General features: G+C 73.7%; 13 protein-coding genes. 8 read left to right on the plus strand and 5 right to left on the minus strand.

Features of this window, described 5'->3' with window-relative positions; all coding sequences use genetic code 11:
• Window positions 1-144 precede the first annotated feature (144 nt).
• Window positions 145-975: an MHYT domain-containing protein gene (locus ACIRD3_RS36325; protein WP_402225283.1), complete on the minus strand. Its 831-nt coding sequence runs from the start codon at window positions 973-975 to the stop codon at window positions 145-147.
• A gap of 301 nt (window positions 976-1,276) precedes the next feature.
• Window positions 1,277-1,717, minus strand: a complete 441-nt coding sequence (locus ACIRD3_RS36330) for a VOC family protein (protein WP_402225285.1) — start codon at window positions 1,715-1,717, stop codon at window positions 1,277-1,279.
• A 123-nt stretch (window positions 1,718-1,840) separates the two neighbouring features.
• On the opposite strand from ACIRD3_RS36330, the gene ACIRD3_RS36335 reads away from it, so the two are divergent.
• Complete coding sequence (locus ACIRD3_RS36335) at window positions 1,841-2,275, plus strand: MarR family winged helix-turn-helix transcriptional regulator (RefSeq protein ID WP_030235202.1); 435 nt, start codon at window positions 1,841-1,843, stop codon at window positions 2,273-2,275.
• A 121-nt stretch (window positions 2,276-2,396) separates the two neighbouring features.
• Entirely contained in the window at window positions 2,397-3,974 is a 1,578-nt protein-coding gene (locus ACIRD3_RS36340; protein ID WP_402225288.1) for an MFS transporter, read from the plus strand.
• A gap of 86 nt (window positions 3,975-4,060) precedes the next feature.
• On the opposite strand, the gene ACIRD3_RS36345 is transcribed toward ACIRD3_RS36340, so the two are convergent.
• Complete coding sequence (locus ACIRD3_RS36345) at window positions 4,061-4,597, minus strand: GNAT family N-acetyltransferase (protein WP_402225291.1); 537 nt, start codon at window positions 4,595-4,597, stop codon at window positions 4,061-4,063.
• A 152-nt stretch (window positions 4,598-4,749) separates the two neighbouring features.
• Here ACIRD3_RS36345 and thpR point away from each other — a divergent pair, with 152 nt between their 5' ends.
• Window positions 4,750-5,340, plus strand: a complete 591-nt coding sequence (thpR, locus tag ACIRD3_RS36350; protein ID WP_402225294.1) for an RNA 2',3'-cyclic phosphodiesterase — start codon at window positions 4,750-4,752, stop codon at window positions 5,338-5,340.
• A 254-nt stretch (window positions 5,341-5,594) separates the two neighbouring features.
• On the opposite strand, the gene serC is transcribed toward thpR, so the two are convergent.
• Together serC and ACIRD3_RS36360 are read right to left on the minus strand one after the other, a co-directional pair.
• On the minus strand, window positions 5,595-6,713 hold the full coding sequence (gene serC / locus ACIRD3_RS36355) for a phosphoserine transaminase (RefSeq protein ID WP_402225297.1): 1,119 nt from the start codon (window positions 6,711-6,713) through the stop codon (window positions 5,595-5,597).
• Between the two features lie 150 nt (window positions 6,714-6,863).
• On the minus strand, window positions 6,864-7,964 hold the full coding sequence (locus ACIRD3_RS36360; RefSeq protein ID WP_402225299.1) for a citrate synthase 2: 1,101 nt from the start codon (window positions 7,962-7,964) through the stop codon (window positions 6,864-6,866).
• 417 nt (window positions 7,965-8,381) lie between these two features.
• Between ACIRD3_RS36360 and pdxH the strand changes: the two genes are divergently transcribed.
• The 5 genes from pdxH (at window position 8,382) to ACIRD3_RS36385 (ending at window position 16,256) form a co-directional block, all read left to right on the plus strand.
• Window positions 8,382-9,014, plus strand: a complete 633-nt coding sequence (gene pdxH / locus ACIRD3_RS36365; protein ID WP_402225320.1) for a pyridoxamine 5'-phosphate oxidase — start codon at window positions 8,382-8,384, stop codon at window positions 9,012-9,014.
• A gap of 160 nt (window positions 9,015-9,174) precedes the next feature.
• A complete protein-coding gene (fxsA, locus tag ACIRD3_RS36370; RefSeq protein WP_402225302.1) occupies window positions 9,175-9,366 on the plus strand; it encodes an FxSxx-COOH cyclophane-containing RiPP peptide in 192 nt (63 codons plus the stop codon).
• 220 nt (window positions 9,367-9,586) lie between these two features.
• Window positions 9,587-10,981: a TIR-like protein FxsC gene (locus ACIRD3_RS36375; RefSeq protein ID WP_402225305.1), complete on the plus strand. Its 1,395-nt coding sequence runs from the start codon at window positions 9,587-9,589 to the stop codon at window positions 10,979-10,981.
• Entirely contained in the window at window positions 10,971-14,984 is a 4,014-nt protein-coding gene (gene fxsT / locus ACIRD3_RS36380) for an FxSxx-COOH system tetratricopeptide repeat protein (protein ID WP_402225308.1), read from the plus strand. The genes ACIRD3_RS36375 and fxsT overlap by 11 nt, the downstream gene beginning before the upstream one ends.
• 96 nt (window positions 14,985-15,080) lie before the next feature.
• A complete protein-coding gene (locus tag ACIRD3_RS36385) occupies window positions 15,081-16,256 on the plus strand; it encodes an FxsB family cyclophane-forming radical SAM/SPASM peptide maturase (RefSeq protein WP_402225311.1) in 1,176 nt (391 codons plus the stop codon).
• Window positions 16,257-16,380: the final 124 nt, after the last annotated feature.

Genomic DNA, 16,380 nt, shown 5'->3' on the forward strand with positions numbered 1-16,380 from the left:
GGTACTTGGCCCCCAGGCCGGGCGGGGGGGGGCGGGGGGCGCCGCGGGGGGGGGGGCGGGGGGGGCCGGGGCGGGGGCCCCGGGGGGGGGGGGGGCCGGGCCCCCCCCCCCGGCCGGCCCCCGCGCCCGCGTACGGACCCGCGCTCAGCGCCGGACGCCCGCCCCGGCCGCCCGCTGCTGCGGGACGCGGGGCGGCCGGGGCGCCCGCGGCGGCAGCGGCGCGGCCGGACCGGCCAGCAGCGGCTGGGAGCTGGGGCGGCTCGGCGAGACGGCGAAGGCCAGCGAGCCGAAGAAGACGTAGCAGCCGAGCCCGACCCCGAGCGGGAAGATGAACTGCAGGGCCATCACGCCGTCCTGGGTGGAGTGCGAGAAGTCCACCTGCACCGACAGCGCCGCCATACCGGTGTAGTGCATCGCGCAGACCGCCACGCCCATCACCGGCGCGGCCGCCAGGACGGCGAGCGTGCCCCGGATGTTCAGCGCGGCCCAGAGCGCTGCCGTCGCCGCGAACACGGCGATGCCGATCGACAGCCCCACCGTCAGGTGGTCGTAGCCGAGCCGGCCCGGCAGGACCATCGCGGCCATGCCCAGGTAGTGCATCGCGGCGACCCCGAGGCCGGTGGTCAGCCCGCCGACCAGCAGTGCCAGGACGGGCCGCCGGCGCCAGTACCCGACGGTGAACAGGCCGATGCCGACCACGGCCACGGCGACCAGCAGGCTGAGCACCGTCAGCCCGGGCTGGTAGCTGATCTGGACGCCGCTCACCGAGAAGCCGAGCATCGCGATGAAGTGCATGGACCAGATGCCGGCGCCGAGCGAGGTGGACGCGAAGAGCAGCCAGACCGCGCGGGTCTTGCCCTTGGAGACCAGCGCCCAGCGGGCGCTGCGCAAGGCCACGAAGGCCCCGAGGCAGGCGACGAAGTACGAGACCGCCGGTGTCACCCAGCCGTGGTCGGCATGGTGGATCGCACCCAATTGAGCTCCCTGGAGGCGAGGTTGCGGGCACCAGGGCCGGAGGCGGACGCGGTTCGGCCGGGGCTGCCGGGACGAGAGGGAGCGCGGAAGCGGCCACGACAACAGCGAAAAGGGGTCCGCCGAGGGGGGACCTGGCGTGTGGTGCCCCTGACAATCGGGGACAGTAGCCACTGCCCGGCGGCCGCACAACGTTCGCTTTTTTCGTGAAGTCCCAGGTCAGAGCAGGCTTTTACGCCATCTGCATGATCTTGACACCAAGCCCTGACATCCCCTCCCCAGGCTCCCCGGGCCCCTTTGTGGCTTACTCCAGCGGGGCTAGTCCGAACGGGTGGCCGGCCGGGTCGATCAGCACCTTGAGCGTGCGCCCGTGCTGGTACGCGGGCTGGGTCGCGCCGAGCGCGAGGGCCCTCGCGGTGGACTCCTCCAGGTCGTCCACGTAGAAGTCCAGGTGGAAGTGCTTGCTCCCGTCCGGCTCCGTCCACGGCTCCGGCCGGTACCCGGTGACCCGGCCGAAGCCGAGCGGGCTGCCGCCCTCCGGGTTGTCCAGGATCGCGAAGTTCTCGTCCACGTGCCGGGTCTCCCACCCCAGTAGCTCGCCGTAGAACGACGCCAGGGCGACCGGGTCGGCGCAGTCGATGGTGACCATGGCGAGCCGGGCGAACCCGGTGTCGTCCTGCCCGGGCTGCGCGGACTGCGCGGGCGGCGCGGGCGGCTGGGACTGCTCGGCGGCGAGGTCGGACATGTCTGGTCGGCCCTTCCGGGAGACGGGAACGATCACCCACTGACCAATATGGCACCGGGCCGGTGCTCCGGCTCGGTGGGAGGCGGATTTTCTTTAGCGAGGGTAATGACGTAGTCTAAAGAGATGCCCGAGATGTCCGAGCAGGACCTCGCAGCCATCAGTCAGCTGCGGTCGTCCACGATGCGCCTCTCCCGACGACTCAAACACCAGCGGGTGGAGGAGTCGCTGAGTCCCACCGAGATGGGAGTGCTGGGCACCCTCGCCCGGTGCGGGAAGGCGACGCCGGGTGAGCTCGCCCGGAAGGAGCACGTGCAGCCTCCTTCGATGACCAGGATCGTCGCGATGCTGGAGGAGAAGGGGCTGGTGCGGCGGGAGCCGCACCCCGAGGACCGCCGGCAGGTGGTCGTCAGCAGCACCGAGCAGGCCGAGACGATCCTCGCGGAGAGTCGCCGGCGCCGAAACGTCTGGCTCGCCGAGCTCGCCCAAGGGCTCGACGAGGAGGAATGGGCCGTCCTCCGGGAGGCCGCGCCCGTGCTCTACAAGCTCGCACACCTCTAGGCACACCGAACCCGGCCGGCCGCCGGGAGACGAAGGAGCAAGCATCACCGCAGGACCGACCACGAACACCAGGAGCGCGACGGCCACCGCCATGGCCGTCGCGCCGCGAGGGGAGACCACCGTGACACCGCCGGCCGCAGCCAGCGCCGCCGCCATCCGCATCCGTACCGACGAACCGACCACCGACCCCGCCGCGGCGAGCGCCGCGGCCGCCGACGCCCAGGCACCCGCCCCCACGGGGCTGCCCGGCAGCGGCGACGACGACCCCGACGAACGCACCGCGGCGGACTCCGCCGCTCAGGGCCGCAGCCACGCGTCCCGCCCGTCGCCCGCCACCACCCGTCCGGCGACGAGCACCGCTCGGCCCCTCTCCTCCCCGACAGGCGCCCGGTTCACCCGGCCCGGGGGGATGTTCTCCTCCTTGCGCGTGCGCAACTACCGCTACTACTTCGCCGGCCAGGTGGTGTCCAACACCGGGACCTGGATGCAGCGGATCGCCCAGGACTGGCTGGTGCTGAGCCTCACCGGCAGCCCGCTCGCGGTCGGCATCACCACCGCCATGCAGTTCCTGCCGATGCTGCTGCTCGGCCTGTTCGGCGGCGTGCTCGCCGACCGGATGCCCAAGCGCCGGCTGCTGATCTACACCCAGGGCGCGATGGGCCTGCTCGCCGCGGGCCTCGCGGTGCTGACCGTCGGCGGCGTGGTGACGCCGTACTACGTGTACGCCTTCGCGCTGCTGCTCGGCCTGGTCACCGTGGTGGACAACCCGACCCGGCAGGCCTTCGTCTCCGAGATGGTCGGGCCCAAGGACCTCGCCAACGCCGTCAGCCTGAACGCCGCCAACTTCCAGACCGCCCGCCTGGTCGGCCCCGCCGTCGCGGGCCTGCTGATCGCCGCGGTCGGCAGCGGCTGGGCCTTCGCCGTCAACGCGCTGTCCTTCGCCGCCGTGATCGGCGGACTGCTGGCGATGCGGGAGGGCGAACTGCGCCCGACCGAGCCGATCGCCCGCGAGAAGGGACAGCTGCGGGAGGGCCTGCGGTACGTGAAGGAGCGGCCCGAGCTGCTCTGGCCGATGGTGCTGGCCGGGTTCATCGGGACCTTCGGCTTCAACTTCCCGACGCTGCTGTCCGGTTTCGCGTACGACACCTTCAAGGTGGGAGCCGGCCAGTACGGTCTGCTGAACACCGCGATGGCGGTCGGCTCGCTGGCCGGCGCCCTGCTCGCCGCCCGCCGGGGCGCGCCCCGGCTGCGCCGACTGGTGGGCGCGGCGCTGGCCTTCGGCACGCTGGAGGTGGTCGCGGCCTTCGCGCCCGACTACTGGACCTTCGCGCTGCTGCTGATGCTGATCGGCGTGTTCGGGCTGAGCTTCAACACCTCGGTCAACTCCATGCTGCAGCTGGCCACCGACCCCGAGATGCGCGGCCGGGTGATGGGCCTGCTGGTGCTGGTCTTCACCGGCGGCACGCCGATCGGCGCCCCGGTCGTCGGCTGGGTGACCGCCTCGTACGGGCCCCGGCTCGGCCTGCTGGCCTGCGGGCTGGTGTCCGCGCTGGCGGCCGGTGCGGTCGGCCTGGTGCTGGCCCGCAGCGCGGACCTGCGGGTGCGCTTCGACCTGCACCCGGGCCGCGGCGGCCGGGTGGTGGCCGTCGTGCCGCGGGCCAGCGCGCCGCGCACGTCCGAGCTGGCCGCCGCCTGCTGACGGTGTGACGGGTCCCCGGAGGCCGTGGCGGCCTCCGGGGACCCGCCGTCGGCGGGAGCCCGGCGTCGGGCAGGGCCGCAGGGAGGTCAGAGCCGGATGGCGAGGACCTGGCCCGGCCAGACGCCGTTCGGCTGCTCGACCTCGAAGCCCTCGGTCTCGGTGAAGCCGAGCGCGCGGTACTGGGCGACCAGCCGGCGGTCGGCGCCGCCGTAGCAGTCCACCCGCAGCAGGCCGATGCCGCGTCGGCGGGCCTCCTCGACCGCGTCGGCGATCAGCGCGGCGCCGATCCCCGAACCCTTGCGGGCGCGGTCGGTGACCAGGTTGCGGACGTACAGTTCGCGCTCGTCCACGGCGGGGATGTACGCGCCGCGCTCCTCGGACAGCACGCAGGAGCCGACCGTACGGCCCTCGTCGTCCACGGCGAGCCGGATCAGGAAGGGCTCGCGGCCGTACTGCTCGATGTGCTCGACCCGGGCGGGCGAGGTGCTGAACGGTCGGTCGCCCCACTGGCCGGTGCGGCCCTGGCCGGCCAGCCAGGCCACGGCGCCGTCGAGCAGGGCGAGGATGTCGGGGATGTCCTCGGGGCCTCCGGTGCGGATCTTCATGCCGCTGGAATCGATCATGGAGCCGTTCTAGCCCAGAAACGGACGGGAGGACACCCCCCGCGCCCGCCGGCGCCCGGTAGCGCCCGGTAGCGCCCGGGGAGGCCCGGTGGATGCCCGGGGGCGCCCGCCCCGAGCCGCCCGCCCCGCGGCAGGCGCGGGAAGATGGGCACATGAGGCTTTTCGTGGCGGTGATCCCGCCGGTCGCGGCGCTGCAGGGGCTCTACGACGCGGTCGAGCCGGTGCGCGGCCTGCCCGGGGCGGACCGGCTGCGCTGGACCACCGTGGAGGGCTGGCACCTCACCCTGGCCTTCCTCGGCGAGGTGGCGCCCGAGCGGCTGCCGGAGCTGGAGGCGGGCCTGGCCGGCGTCGCCGAGGTCCACCCCGTGCACCGGTTGCGGATCGCGGGTGCCGGCCGGTTCGGCGACCGGGTGCTCTGGGCCGGCGTGGAGGGCCAGACCTGGGCGCTGCGCCGACTGGCCGAGGCCGTCACCGAGGCCGTCGCCGAGGTGGTCGGGGAGTCCACCGACAGCTTCGCCTTCCACCCGCACCTCACCCTCGCCCGGGCCGGTTCCTCGCGCGGCCACCGGCGGGCCGTCCAGCGGGTCGCGGCGGCCGAGCTGGACGGGCTGACGGCGGCGCTGACGGACTACCGGGGGCCGGAGTGGGAGGCCGCCGAGCTGCACCTGATGAAGAGCGACCTGGACGGCGGCTTCGCGCACTACGAGTCGCTGGGCTCCTGGGCGCTGGCGGACTGGTGCTGAGCTCCGGGCCGCCCTCGCCGTCCGGGCCGCCCTCGCCGTCCGCTCCGGCGTGCGGCGGAGGTACGCTCGTTGACCGTGGATCCCAAGACTCGTATGCGCATCGTCTCCGGCACCCTGCTGCTGCTGCTGGTCGTCGTGCTGATCAGCTCACTGGTCGGCCGGTAGGCCCGGAACGGCCGTGAGGGCCACCACCCCGGGGGTGGTGGCCCTCACGTACGCCTCGGCGGCTGCTCCGGCGGCTGCTTCGAGCTGTTTCAGAGCTGCTCGACCACGTAGTCGATGCACTGGGTGAGCGCCTCGACGTCCGCCGGGTCGATCGCCGGGAACATCGCGATGCGCAGCTGGTTGCGGCCCAGCTTGCGGTACGGCTCGGTGTCCACGATGCCGTTGGCACGCAGTGCCTTGGCGACCGCGGCGGCGTCCACCGACTCGTCGAAGTCGATGGTGCCGACCACCTGGGAGCGCTCGGCCGGGTTCGCCACGAACGGGGTGGCGAAGGCGGACTTCTCGGCCCAGGCGTACAGCCGGGACGAGGAGTCGGCGGTGCGGGCGACGGCCCAGTCCAGCCCGCCGTTGCCGTTCAGCCACTCCAGCTGGTCGGCCAGCAGGAAGAGCGTGGCGATCGACGGGGTGTTGTACGTCTGGTCCTTCGACGAGTTGTCGATGGCCGTCGGCAGCGAGAAGAACGGCGGGACGTAGCGGTCGGAGGCGGCGATCTCGGCGGCGCGCTCCAGGGCGGCCGGGGAGAAGGTGGCCAGCCACAGGCCGCCCTCCGAGGCGAAGGACTTCTGCGGGGCGAAGTAGTAGACGTCGGTCTCGGTGATGTCCACCGGCAGGCCGCCGGCGCCCGAGGTGGCGTCCACCAGGACCAGCGAGCCCTCGTCCGCGCCGGCCGGGCGCTTGATCGGCATCGCGACGCCGGTCGAGGTCTCGTTGTGGGTGAGCCCGTAGACGTCCACGCCGGCCTCGGCGACCGGCAGCGGGTGGGTGCCCGGGGCGGTCTTGATCACGGTCGGCTCGGCCAGCCACGGGGCGGCCTTGACCGAGGAGGCGAACTTCGAGGAGAACTCGCCGAAGTCCAGGTGCTGGGACTTCTCCCGCACCAGGCCGAAGGCGGCGATGTCCCAGAAGGCGGTGGAGCCGCCGTTGCCGAGCACGACCTGGTAGTCGTCCGGCAGCGAGAAGAGGCTGCTCACGCCCTCGCGTACGCGCTTGACCAGGTTCTTGACCGGGGCCTGGCGGTGCGAGGTGCCGAGCAGGGAGGTCTGGGTGGCGGCGAGGGCACTCAGGGCCTCGGGGCGCACCTTGGACGGTCCGCAGCCGAAACGGCCGTCTGCGGGCTTGATGTCAGCGGGGATCTGGATCTGAGCCACGCGCGCAGCCTACCGGCCGGGGGCCCGCCGGGGGTACGGTCGTCCGCCCGCTGAGACTGTGATCTCGGCTGCTCAGAGACGCCGACAGCGGGCCCGGCCGAGGCCGGACCCGCTGCTCAGGGGCACTGTTCGGACGCGCGTCCGGGGTGATCAGCGGGCGATGGCGTCCCAGCCCTCGATCTCCTCGGGACGGCGCGGGCCGGGGCCGACGTAGCGCGCGGAGGGGCGCACGAGCCGGCCCGTGCGCTTCTGCTCCAGGATGTGCGCCGACCAGCCGGCGGTGCGGGCGCAGGTGAACATCGAGGTGAACATGTGCGCCGGGACCTCGGCGAAGTCCAGCATGATGGCGGCCCAGAACTCGACGTTGGTGGCCAGCACGCGGTCGGGGCGGCGGTTGTGCAGCTCCTCCAGCGCGGCCTTCTCCAGCGCCTCGGCGACCTCGAAGCGCGGCGCGCCGAGCTCCTTGGCGGTGCGGCGCAGCACGCGGGCGCGCGGGTCCTCGGCGCGGTAGACACGGTGGCCGAAGCCCATCAGGCGCTCGCCCTTGTCCAGGGCGTTCTTGACCCAGGCGGTGGCGTCGCCGGTGCGCTCGATCTCCTCGATCATGCCGAGCACGCGGGAGGGGGCGCCGCCGTGCAGCGGGCCGGACATCGCGCCGACCGCGCCGGAGAGCGCGGCCGCGACGTCGGCGCCGGTGGAGGCGATGACCCGGGCGGTGAAGGTGGAGGCGTTCATGCCGTGCTCGGCGGCCGAGGTCCAGTAGGCGTCGACGGCCTTGACGTGCTTCGGGTCCGGCTCGCCACGCCAGCGGATCATGAACCGCTCGACGACCGTCTCGGCCTTGTCGATCTCGCTCTGCGGGACCATCGGCAGGCCCTGGCCGCGGGCCGACTGGGCGACGTAGGACAGCGCCATCACGGCGGCCCTGGCGAGGTCGTCGCGGGCCTCCTCGGCGGAGATGTCCAGCAGCGGCTTGAGGCCCCAGACCGGGGCGAGCATGGCGAGCGCGGACTGCACGTCGACCCGGATGTCGCCGGAGTGCACCGGGATCGGGAACGGCTCGGCGGCCGGCAGGCCGGGGTTGAACTTGCCGTCCACGAGGAGGCCCCAGACGTGGCCGAAGGAGACGTTGCCGACCAGGTCGTCGATGTCGACACCGCGGTACCGCAGGGCGCCGCCTTCACGGTCGGGCTCGGCGATCTCGCTCTCGAACGCGACGACTCCCTCAAGCCCGGGTACGAAATCGGACATGCGACGGCTCCTTCAGTTCTGCGATCGGCGCTCCGCCGTGGTGGGGCGGCGCGCCAGTGACCGAATCGTGGTTGGCACTCGGTGCCAGGGTGACAGGCACGGGGTGCATTGCGCCAGACACCACCGTGGTGATCTTTGCCGTGGGCCCGCTTGACTTTCCGACGAGGGTCGGTCGTGCCCGGGAGCGACCCGGAACCAAAACGCCTGGTTCCGGGCAATTCCCCGTACGACGGACGGCCACGCGGTGGCGAGTCACCTTATCTCCGACCGGGGTTTGTCCGGAGGTAGCGGTGCCGGTTGCTTGTCGTACGGGATGATGTTGGCGTGCAGACCCCGGAACGCGCCCAGTCGACGCCCCCGAGCCCCGTCACCCGGTCCCTGGCCGACGAGGCCCGCCCCGGCCCGGACCTCACCGTGATGCGCAAGCACTACACCCACGAGGGCCTGGTCGAGGAGCAGCTCGCGCCCGAGCCGATCGGCCAGTTCACCCGCTGGTTCCACGAGGCGGACGACGCCGGGGTGACGGAACCCAACGCGATGGTGCTCTCCACCGCCGACGCCGAGGGGCGGCCCAGCTCGCGCACCGTCCTGCTCAAGGGCTACGACCGGCGCGGCTTCGTGTTCTTCACCAACTACGGCTCCCGCAAGGGCTCCGAGCTCGCCGTCAACCCGCACGCCGCGCTGCTGTTCCCGTGGGTCGCGCTGGCCCGCCAGGTGATCGTCCAGGGCCGGGTCGAGAAGGTCGGCCGGGACGAGACCGCCGCCTACTTCCGCACCCGCCCGCACGGCTCCCAGCTGGGCGCCTGGGCGAGCGAGCAGTCCAGCCCGGTGAGCGGGCGCGAGGTCCTCGAACAGCGCTACGCCGAGCTGGAACGCCGCTACCCGGAGGGCGAGGGCGTCCCCGTCCCGCCGTTCTGGGGCGGCTACCGGGTGATCCCGGAGACCGTCGAGTTCTGGCAGGGCCGCGAGAACCGCCTCCACGACCGCCTGCGCTACCTCGCCGACCCGGCCGCCCCCACGGGGTGGCGGGTGGAGCGCCTCTGCCCGTGAGCCGACCGGGGGCGGTGGGCCGGCCGGGTCGGCGCGGGCGCGGCGTCCGCGTGAAACTGATGGTCCGTCACGCCCCGGGTGTAGGATGCCCGTCGCGGACCTGGGTCGATACACATCCGGCCAGCAACGCGCTGTGCCGGCACGATCGAGTGAGGGACTGATGGGCGTCACCGGTGCGGGAACCGCCAATGGACTCGGCTCTGACCTGGTCGACGTCACCGCCCTGCCGCTCGAAGAGCTCGACGCCCTGCCCGACACCGTCCTCGGTGACCTGCTGCGCCGGGTGGTCGCGGACGCCCTGACGCCCGGCGCGGAGCCGCTCGCCGCCTTCCAGTCCTCGCTCGACCGGTAGCGCGGCCCGCCGCCCACCACCCCTCGGCGCGCCCGCGCCCCCGCCGGTGCGCCTCCGGGCGCCGGAGCGCACCCGGTCGAGGGTGTGCGCCTGACCACCGGCTAAACCCCCCGAGGCGGCCGAGTCCGCCAACTCCCCGTCAGGACTGGTGGAGTTCACGACATGCTGGGGTATGAAACCAGCGCCGTCGCGGCACCGTCGGGCACGGGGGGAACAGGTGATGGAGCAGGACCAGCAACGCCCGTACTTCTTCTTCAGCTACGCGCGTCGAGACTTCGAGGCCGAGGACGCCTTCGTCAACCAGTTCTTCAACGACCTGCGCGACGAACTCGGCCGGCTCGTCGGGACGGGCGTCCGCGTCGAGGAGCTCGCCTACCGCGACACCGAGCAGCTGCGGCTCGGCGACGACTGGGCCGAGAAACTGGCGGCCATGCTGGGCCGCAGCCGGACCATGATCGCGCTCTACTCGCCCGCCTACTTCACCAGCCTGTACTGCGGCAAGGAGTGGACGGCCTTCCGGGGGAGGGTCCGGCGCCACCACGAGGACTCCGGCGAGCTCATCTCGGCGCTGATCCCGGTGCTCTGGGAGCCCGTCGTGCCCGGCGAACTGGCCGAGGAGGTCACCAAGATCCAGTGGGCCCAGCCGGACATGGGGGAGGCCTACGCCCGGCACGGCCTGCGGGCCCTGCTGCGCACCGCGCAGAGCGAGGCGTACGAGCAGGTCGTCCGGGTGGTCGCCGAGCGGATCCGGGACGCGGCCGCGCGACGACTCGGCGAGCTGCCCGAGTTCGACCTCGGCGCCGTGCGCGGCTACTTCCCGCCCCCGGCGGCGCCCGAGGCGGTCTCCGCCCCCGGCATGGTGCGGCTCTTCATCGCGGCCGGCCGGGCCTCGGAGGCCGCGGCGGAGGGCGGCTCGTACGCGGGCGGCTGGTACGGCGCCAAGCCCTGGCACTGGGCGCCCTACCACCCGCCCACCCAGCCGTCGCTGGCGGCGCGCGCCCAGCAGGTGATCACCGCCGCCGGCCACACCACCACGCTGGAGGAGGTCGGCGACGGCCTCGGCGGGAAGCTCGACCAGGCCCGTGAGGACAGCCAGGTCAGCATCCTGCTGGTGGACCCGTGGGTGGCCGGCGGCGGGCGCTACCGCTCCGCGCTGCGCGAGTACGACGACCAGAACCACCCGGTCACCGGCGTGATGGTGCCCACCGGCAGCGCCGACCCGGCGGACGGCCCGGAGCGCGACGCGTTGTGGGCGGGCGTGCGTGACGTGTTCCGGCGCAACTGGCTGCGCCGGAGCGACCTGGAGCACTTGTTCCGGGTCAACGTGAGCCGGGAGAGCTTCGACAGCGACCTCACCATCATGGTGACGGTCGCTCAGAACAAGCTGATGGACGACAACTTGGATTGGGGGGACGATGGCGACGACTCCTTCGGCTTCGGCCCCGGCGGCGGCGCGGCGATGCCCGGGCTGGCCATCCCGGCCGCCCCGCCGGGCCCCCGCCGGGACCCGTCCGCGCCGCCCGTCCGGGGCCCGGGCCCGCAGGACCTCCCGCACCAGAGTCGTGGCAAGGACAACGCCGTCCCGCTGAGGGGAGACCAGGACCATGAGCACTGAGCCCGGTACGGGGCCGGAGCGCGGCGGACCGGGCTCGGTCGTCACGTTCTACTCCTTCAAGGGCGGCACCGGCCGGACCATGGCGCTCGCCAACGTCGGCTGGATCCTCGCCAGCCGGGGCCTGCGCGTCCTGGTCGTCGACTGGGACCTGGAGGCGCCCGGCCTCCACCGCTACTACCACCCCCTCCTGGTCGACCCCGAACTCCACTCCACCGACGGCCTGATCGACCTGCTGCGCTCCTACGTCAAGCAGGCGCTGCCCTCCGCCTCCGGGCCGGTCGGCCTCCCGCCGGCCGCCTGGCTGGACGAGCCAGGGCGCCTCGACGGCTACCTCTGCGGCCTCGCCCTCGACCTGCCGCCCGGCGGACGGCTCGACTTCCTGCCGGCCGGCCGCCAGAACGCCGCCTACGCCGCCGCCGTCACCAGCTTCAACTGGCGCAGCTTCTACCACGGCCGGGACATCCGGGGCGGGGAGTTCCTGCGCGAGCTGCGCGAACGCTGGGCCCGCTCGTACGACTACGTGCTCATCGACAGCCGTACCGGTGTCAGCGACACCTCCGGCATCTGCACCGTCCTGATGCCCGACACCGTCGTGGACTGCTTCACCTTCAGCGCCCAGAACATCCGCGGCGGCGTCGACGCGGCCCGCGCCATCGCCGAGGCCGAGGAGCGGGCGATCCGGGTGCTGCCGGTGCCGATGCGGGTCGAGGACGCCGAGCAGGAACGCCTGGAGGCCGGCCGCGACTACGCCCGCGAGGCCTTCGCCCCCTACCTCGGCCGCTGGCTGCCCGGGGACCGCCGGGCCGGCTACTGGGCCGACGTCGAAGTGCCGTACAAACCCTTCTACGCCTACGAGGAGGTGCCCGCCACCGTCGCCGACCGGCCGCAGGAGGCCCGCAGCCTGCTCAACGCCTTCGAGCGGCTGGCCGGCTGGATCACCGACGGGCGGGTCCGCACCCTGCGTCCGCTCACCTCCGAGACCCGCCGCCGGCTCTACGGCGCCTACCTGCGATCCGCCCGCGCGGTGCCCCGCCAGGTGTTCGTCAGCTACGCCCCCGAGGACCGGATGTGGGCCGAGTGGGCCGCCGGCACCCTCACCCGCTTCGGCTACCAGGCCTCCCTGCACAGCGCCGCCGAGCCGTACACCGGCCCCCGGCCGCCAGAGGTCGCCGGGCCGATCGAGGGCCAGGGCCGGCTGCTCGCCCTGCTCTCGCCCGAGTACACCGCGCTGCCCCGCGCCGCCGAGGTCTGGCAGCTCCTGCAAGGGCGCGAACTCGTCTCCGGCTCACCGGCGTTGGTCGCCCTGCGGCTACAGGACTCGGACGAGCCGGTACCCCGCCCGTTCGCCGGGCAGGCCGCCCCCGACCTGGTCCGCTCCTCCGCGGCGGGCGCCGAGTCCCAGCTGTACGGCGAACTCGGCCCGCCGCCCGGCAGCAACCGCCAACTCGACGGCGACAGCGGCGAGATCATCGCGCCCGCGCGCTTCCCCGGCACCGCACCGCAGGTCCAGGAGGCGCCCTCGCGCAACGCCGCCTTCATCGGCCGCGGCAAGCTGCTCGAACTGCTCCGCAACCGCTTCACCGGCGGCCCGGCCGCCGTGCTCAGCCAGGTGCTCTACGGCTTCGGGGGCGCCGGCAAGTCCCAGATCGCCGCCGAGTACGCGCACCGCTTCAAGGCCGCGTACGACGTGGTCTGGTGGGTGCCCGCCGAGGAGCCCGCCAACATCCCGCAGAAGCTCGCCGAACTCGCCCCCCGGCTCGGGGTGCCCACCAGCGACGACGTCGCGCACACCGCCGCCGCCGTGCTCGACGCGCTGCGCCGCGGGCAGCCCTACCGCCGCTGGCTGCTCGTCTTCGACAACGCCGGCACGCCCGAGGAACTCGCCCCCTGGCAGCCGGTCGGCTCCTCCGGCGGACACGTGCTGATCACCTCCCGCAACCAGGGCTGGGCCCGGCACGCCGGACTGGTGGAGGTCGACGTCTTCCTCCGCGAGGAGAGCGTCCGGCTGCTGCGCCGGTTCAACGGCGGAGTCTCCCCGGAGGACGCCGACCAGGTCGCGCACCGCCTCGGCGACCTGCCGCTCGCCGTCGGCCAGGCCGCCGTCTGGCTGCAGGAGACCTCGATGCCGATCGCCACCTACCTCGAACTCCTCGACGAGGAACTCACCGAGATGCTGGAGCGCACCCGGCTGCGCACCGCCGACTACCCGCACTCGGCCGCCGCGACCTGGCGCATCTCGGTCGAGGAACTGCGCCGGATGAACGCCCCGGCCGCCCAGATCCTGGAGATCTGCGCCTTCTTCGGCCCCGACGCCATCCCGATGCGGCTGCTCTACAGCCGCGCCGTCACCCGCGCCCTGCGGCTTCCCCCGCGCGCGCCCCGCGACAAGCTGGCGATCGGGGAGTTCCTGCGCGCCATCAACCGGTTCGGGCTCGCCCGCACCGACCAGGGCAGCGAGACCATCACCGTGCACCGGCTGGTCCAGGCGGTGCTCCGGGACCAGGTCGAGGAGGAGCGGCGGGCCGAACTGCGCGGCGTCGTCCACGCCGCACTCGCCACCGCCAACCCCGGTGACCCGGACGTGCCCGCCAACTGGGCCGAGTACGCCGAACTCCTGCCCCACCTGTGGCCGTCCGGGGCCGTCGACAGCGCCGACGAGGACGTCCGGCAGTGGATCATCGACTCGGTCCGCTACCAGTGGAAGCGCAGTCTGCACGAGTCCGGCCGGGAACTGGCCGAGCGGACCCTGGAGCACTGGCGCCAGGACGGCTACGGCGGGCCCGGCTTCGACGTCGACAACGACGCCCAGACGCTCATGCTGCGCACCCAGCTGAGCAACATCCGCCGCTCCCAGGGCGCTCTCCAGGAGGCGTACGAGATGGACCGGGACATCCTGGAGCGTTTCACCGCGACCCTGGGCCCGGAGCACTCGCACACCCTCGCCGTCGCCAACAGCCTCGGCGCCGACCTGCGCTTCCTGGGCCGCTACGACGAGGCCCGGGCGCTCGACCGCCGGACCCTGGACGCCGCCCGGCGCACCCTCGGCCCGGACCACCCGCGCACCCTGATGATCACCAACAACCTGGCCGTCTCCGACTACCTGGCCGGCGACCGCCGGGCCGCCCTGGAACGGCACCGCAGCAACTACCTCCAGCAGCGCGACGCGCTCGGCGCGCACAGCCTCTACGCGCTCTCCTCCGCCTCCAACTACGCCCGCGACCTGCGCGAGACCGGGCGGCTGCGGGAGGCCCTGGACCTGCTGGAGGAGACCGTCCGGATCTACCAGCAGACCATCGGCGACGGCCACACCGACACCCTGCGCGCCCGCAAGAACCTCGCCGTGGCGCTGCGGCGGGCCGGCCGGTACCACGAGGCCCTGGAGATCGACGAGGACATCTACCAGCGCTACCTGGACATCAACGGTGCCGAGCACCCCGACACCCTGGCCGCCGCCACCAACCTGGCCAGCGACCTCAACGCCCTCGGCGACACCACGCGGGCGATCCCGCTGGCGGAAAGGGCGCTGGCCCGGTACCGCGACTACCTGGGCGAGAACCATCCGGTCACGCTGGCCGGCGCCAACAACCTGTCGGTCTACCTGCGGCTGGCCGGCCGCACCCAGGAGGCCCTGGAACTGTCCGGGCGCACGCTGGCCCAGTTCCGGACCGTCCTCGGCGCCCACCACCTCTACATCCCGATCGCGATGATGAACCACGCCAACGACCTGGCGCTGTCCGGGCAGACGCAGGCCGCGCTCGACGTGGAACTCGAGGCCGCGCCGCTGATGACCGAGGCCCTCGGGCCGGACCACTACGACTCCATCGGCATCAACTCCAACCTCGCGCTGTCGCTCGCCACCGCCGGGCACGCCGAACGGGCCGCGGAGCTGCGGGCGGACTGCATCCGGCGGGCGCGGGTGACGCTGGGCGAGGAGCACCCGACCACGATGGCGGTGCGGGCGGGGACGCGGCTGGACTCGGACGTGGAGCCGCCGCACGTGTGACGGAGGGGCAGTCGCGCGTGTGACCGGCGGGACAGCCGCGGCCGCGCGTGTGACGAGGAGTCAGGAGAGCCGGCGGGCGGCACTAGGCTCACGGGCATGGTGGCGTTCCGGCAGTTCCTGCTGAAGATCCACAGTCGGTGCAACCTGGCGTGCGACTACTGCTACGTGTACGAGGGGGCGGACCAGAGTTGGCGGGGGCGGCCCCGGCGGATGGAGCTGGCGACGGTCCGCCGCACCGCCCGGCGGATCGCCGAGCACGCGGCCGAGCACGGGCTGGACGAAGTGTCGGTGGTGCTGCACGGCGGTGAGCCGCTGTTGGTGGGGGCCGGGCATCTGGACGCGCTGCTCGGGGAGTTGGCGGGCTGCGGGCCCCGGGTGCGGTTCGGCCTGCAGACCAACGGGCTGCGGCTGCTGGAGGAACCGGCGCTGCTCGACGTGCTGCACCGGTACCGGGTCGCGGTCGGGGTCTCGCTGGACGGCGCCCGGGCCGACCACGACCGGCACCGCCGGCTGCCCTCCGGCGCGGGCAGCTGGGCGCGGACCGCCGAGGCCGTACGGCTGCTCGGTCAGGACCGGCACCGGGAGCTGTTCGCCGGCCTGCTGTGCGTGGTCGACCTCGCGGCGGACCCGGTGGAGACCTACGAGGCGCTGCTGGAGTTCGCGCCGCCCCGGCTCGACCTGCTGCTGCCGCACGGGACCTGGCTCGCGCCGCCGCCCGGGCTGCGGCGGCGTGCGGTGCCCGGTGCGCCGCCCTCCGGGGTGGAGCCGGCTCCGTACGGGGAGTGGCTGATCGCCGCCTTCGACCGCTGGTACGACGCGCCGCGGCGAGAGACCGGGGTGCGGCTGTTCGAGGAGCTGGCCGTGCTGCTGCTCGGCGGGCGGGCGGCCAGTGAGGCGGTCGGGCTGACGCCGGTGGACCTGGTGGTGGTCGAGGCGGACGGGAGCATCGAGCAGGCGGACAGCCTCAAGGTGGCCTACGACGGTGCTCCGGGGACGGGCCTGGACGTGTGGCGGCACGGGTTCGCGGACGCCGCCGCCCACCCGGCCTTCCGGGCCCGCCAACGCGGCCTCGCCGGGCTCGGGCCCGTCTGTTCGGGGTGCCCGCTGGCCCGGGTCTGCGGGGGTGGGCTGTACGCGCACCGGTGGGCGGGGGACGGGTTCGGGCATCCGTCGGTGTACTGCGCGGATTTGGGGCGGTTGATCGGGCATGTCGGGGGGCGGTTGCGGGAGGGGGTGGCGGGGTTGGGTGTTCCGCTGCGGGGGGCTGGGTGAGGGGGGTGGCTCTCGGGAGGGTGGGTGCCGGGGGGGGGGGGGGGGGGGGGGGGGGGGGGGGGGGGGGGGGGGGGGGGGTGGGGGGGGGGGGGGGGGGGGGGGGGGGGGGGGGGGGGGGGGGGGG

Source organism: Kitasatospora sp. NPDC093550 (assembly GCF_044764985.1).
Taxonomy (GTDB): domain Bacteria; phylum Actinomycetota; class Actinomycetes; order Streptomycetales; family Streptomycetaceae; genus Kitasatospora.

What these genes read in the sequence shown, in the direction of transcription:
- ACIRD3_RS36330 (WP_402225285.1), bottom strand. Translation starts at nt 1,717, where the DNA reads ATGTCCGACCTCGCCGCCGAGCAGTCCCAGCCGCCCGCGCCGCCCGCG.
- ACIRD3_RS36335 (WP_030235202.1), top strand. Translation starts at nt 1,841, where the DNA reads ATGCCCGAGATGTCCGAGCAGGACCTCGCAGCCATCAGTCAGCTGCGG.
- ACIRD3_RS36345 (WP_402225291.1), bottom strand. Translation starts at nt 4,597, where the DNA reads ATGATCGATTCCAGCGGCATGAAGATCCGCACCGGAGGCCCCGAGGAC.
- thpR (WP_402225294.1), top strand. Translation starts at nt 4,750, where the DNA reads ATGAGGCTTTTCGTGGCGGTGATCCCGCCGGTCGCGGCGCTGCAGGGG.
- ACIRD3_RS36360 (WP_402225299.1), bottom strand. Translation starts at nt 7,964, where the DNA reads ATGTCCGATTTCGTACCCGGGCTTGAGGGAGTCGTCGCGTTCGAGAGC.
- pdxH (WP_402225320.1), top strand. Translation starts at nt 8,382, where the DNA reads ATGCGCAAGCACTACACCCACGAGGGCCTGGTCGAGGAGCAGCTCGCG.
- fxsA (WP_402225302.1), top strand. Translation starts at nt 9,175, where the DNA reads ATGGGCGTCACCGGTGCGGGAACCGCCAATGGACTCGGCTCTGACCTG.
- ACIRD3_RS36375 (WP_402225305.1), top strand. Translation starts at nt 9,587, where the DNA reads ATGGAGCAGGACCAGCAACGCCCGTACTTCTTCTTCAGCTACGCGCGT.
- fxsT (WP_402225308.1), top strand. Translation starts at nt 10,971, where the DNA reads ATGAGCACTGAGCCCGGTACGGGGCCGGAGCGCGGCGGACCGGGCTCG.
- ACIRD3_RS36385 (WP_402225311.1), top strand. Translation starts at nt 15,081, where the DNA reads ATGGTGGCGTTCCGGCAGTTCCTGCTGAAGATCCACAGTCGGTGCAAC.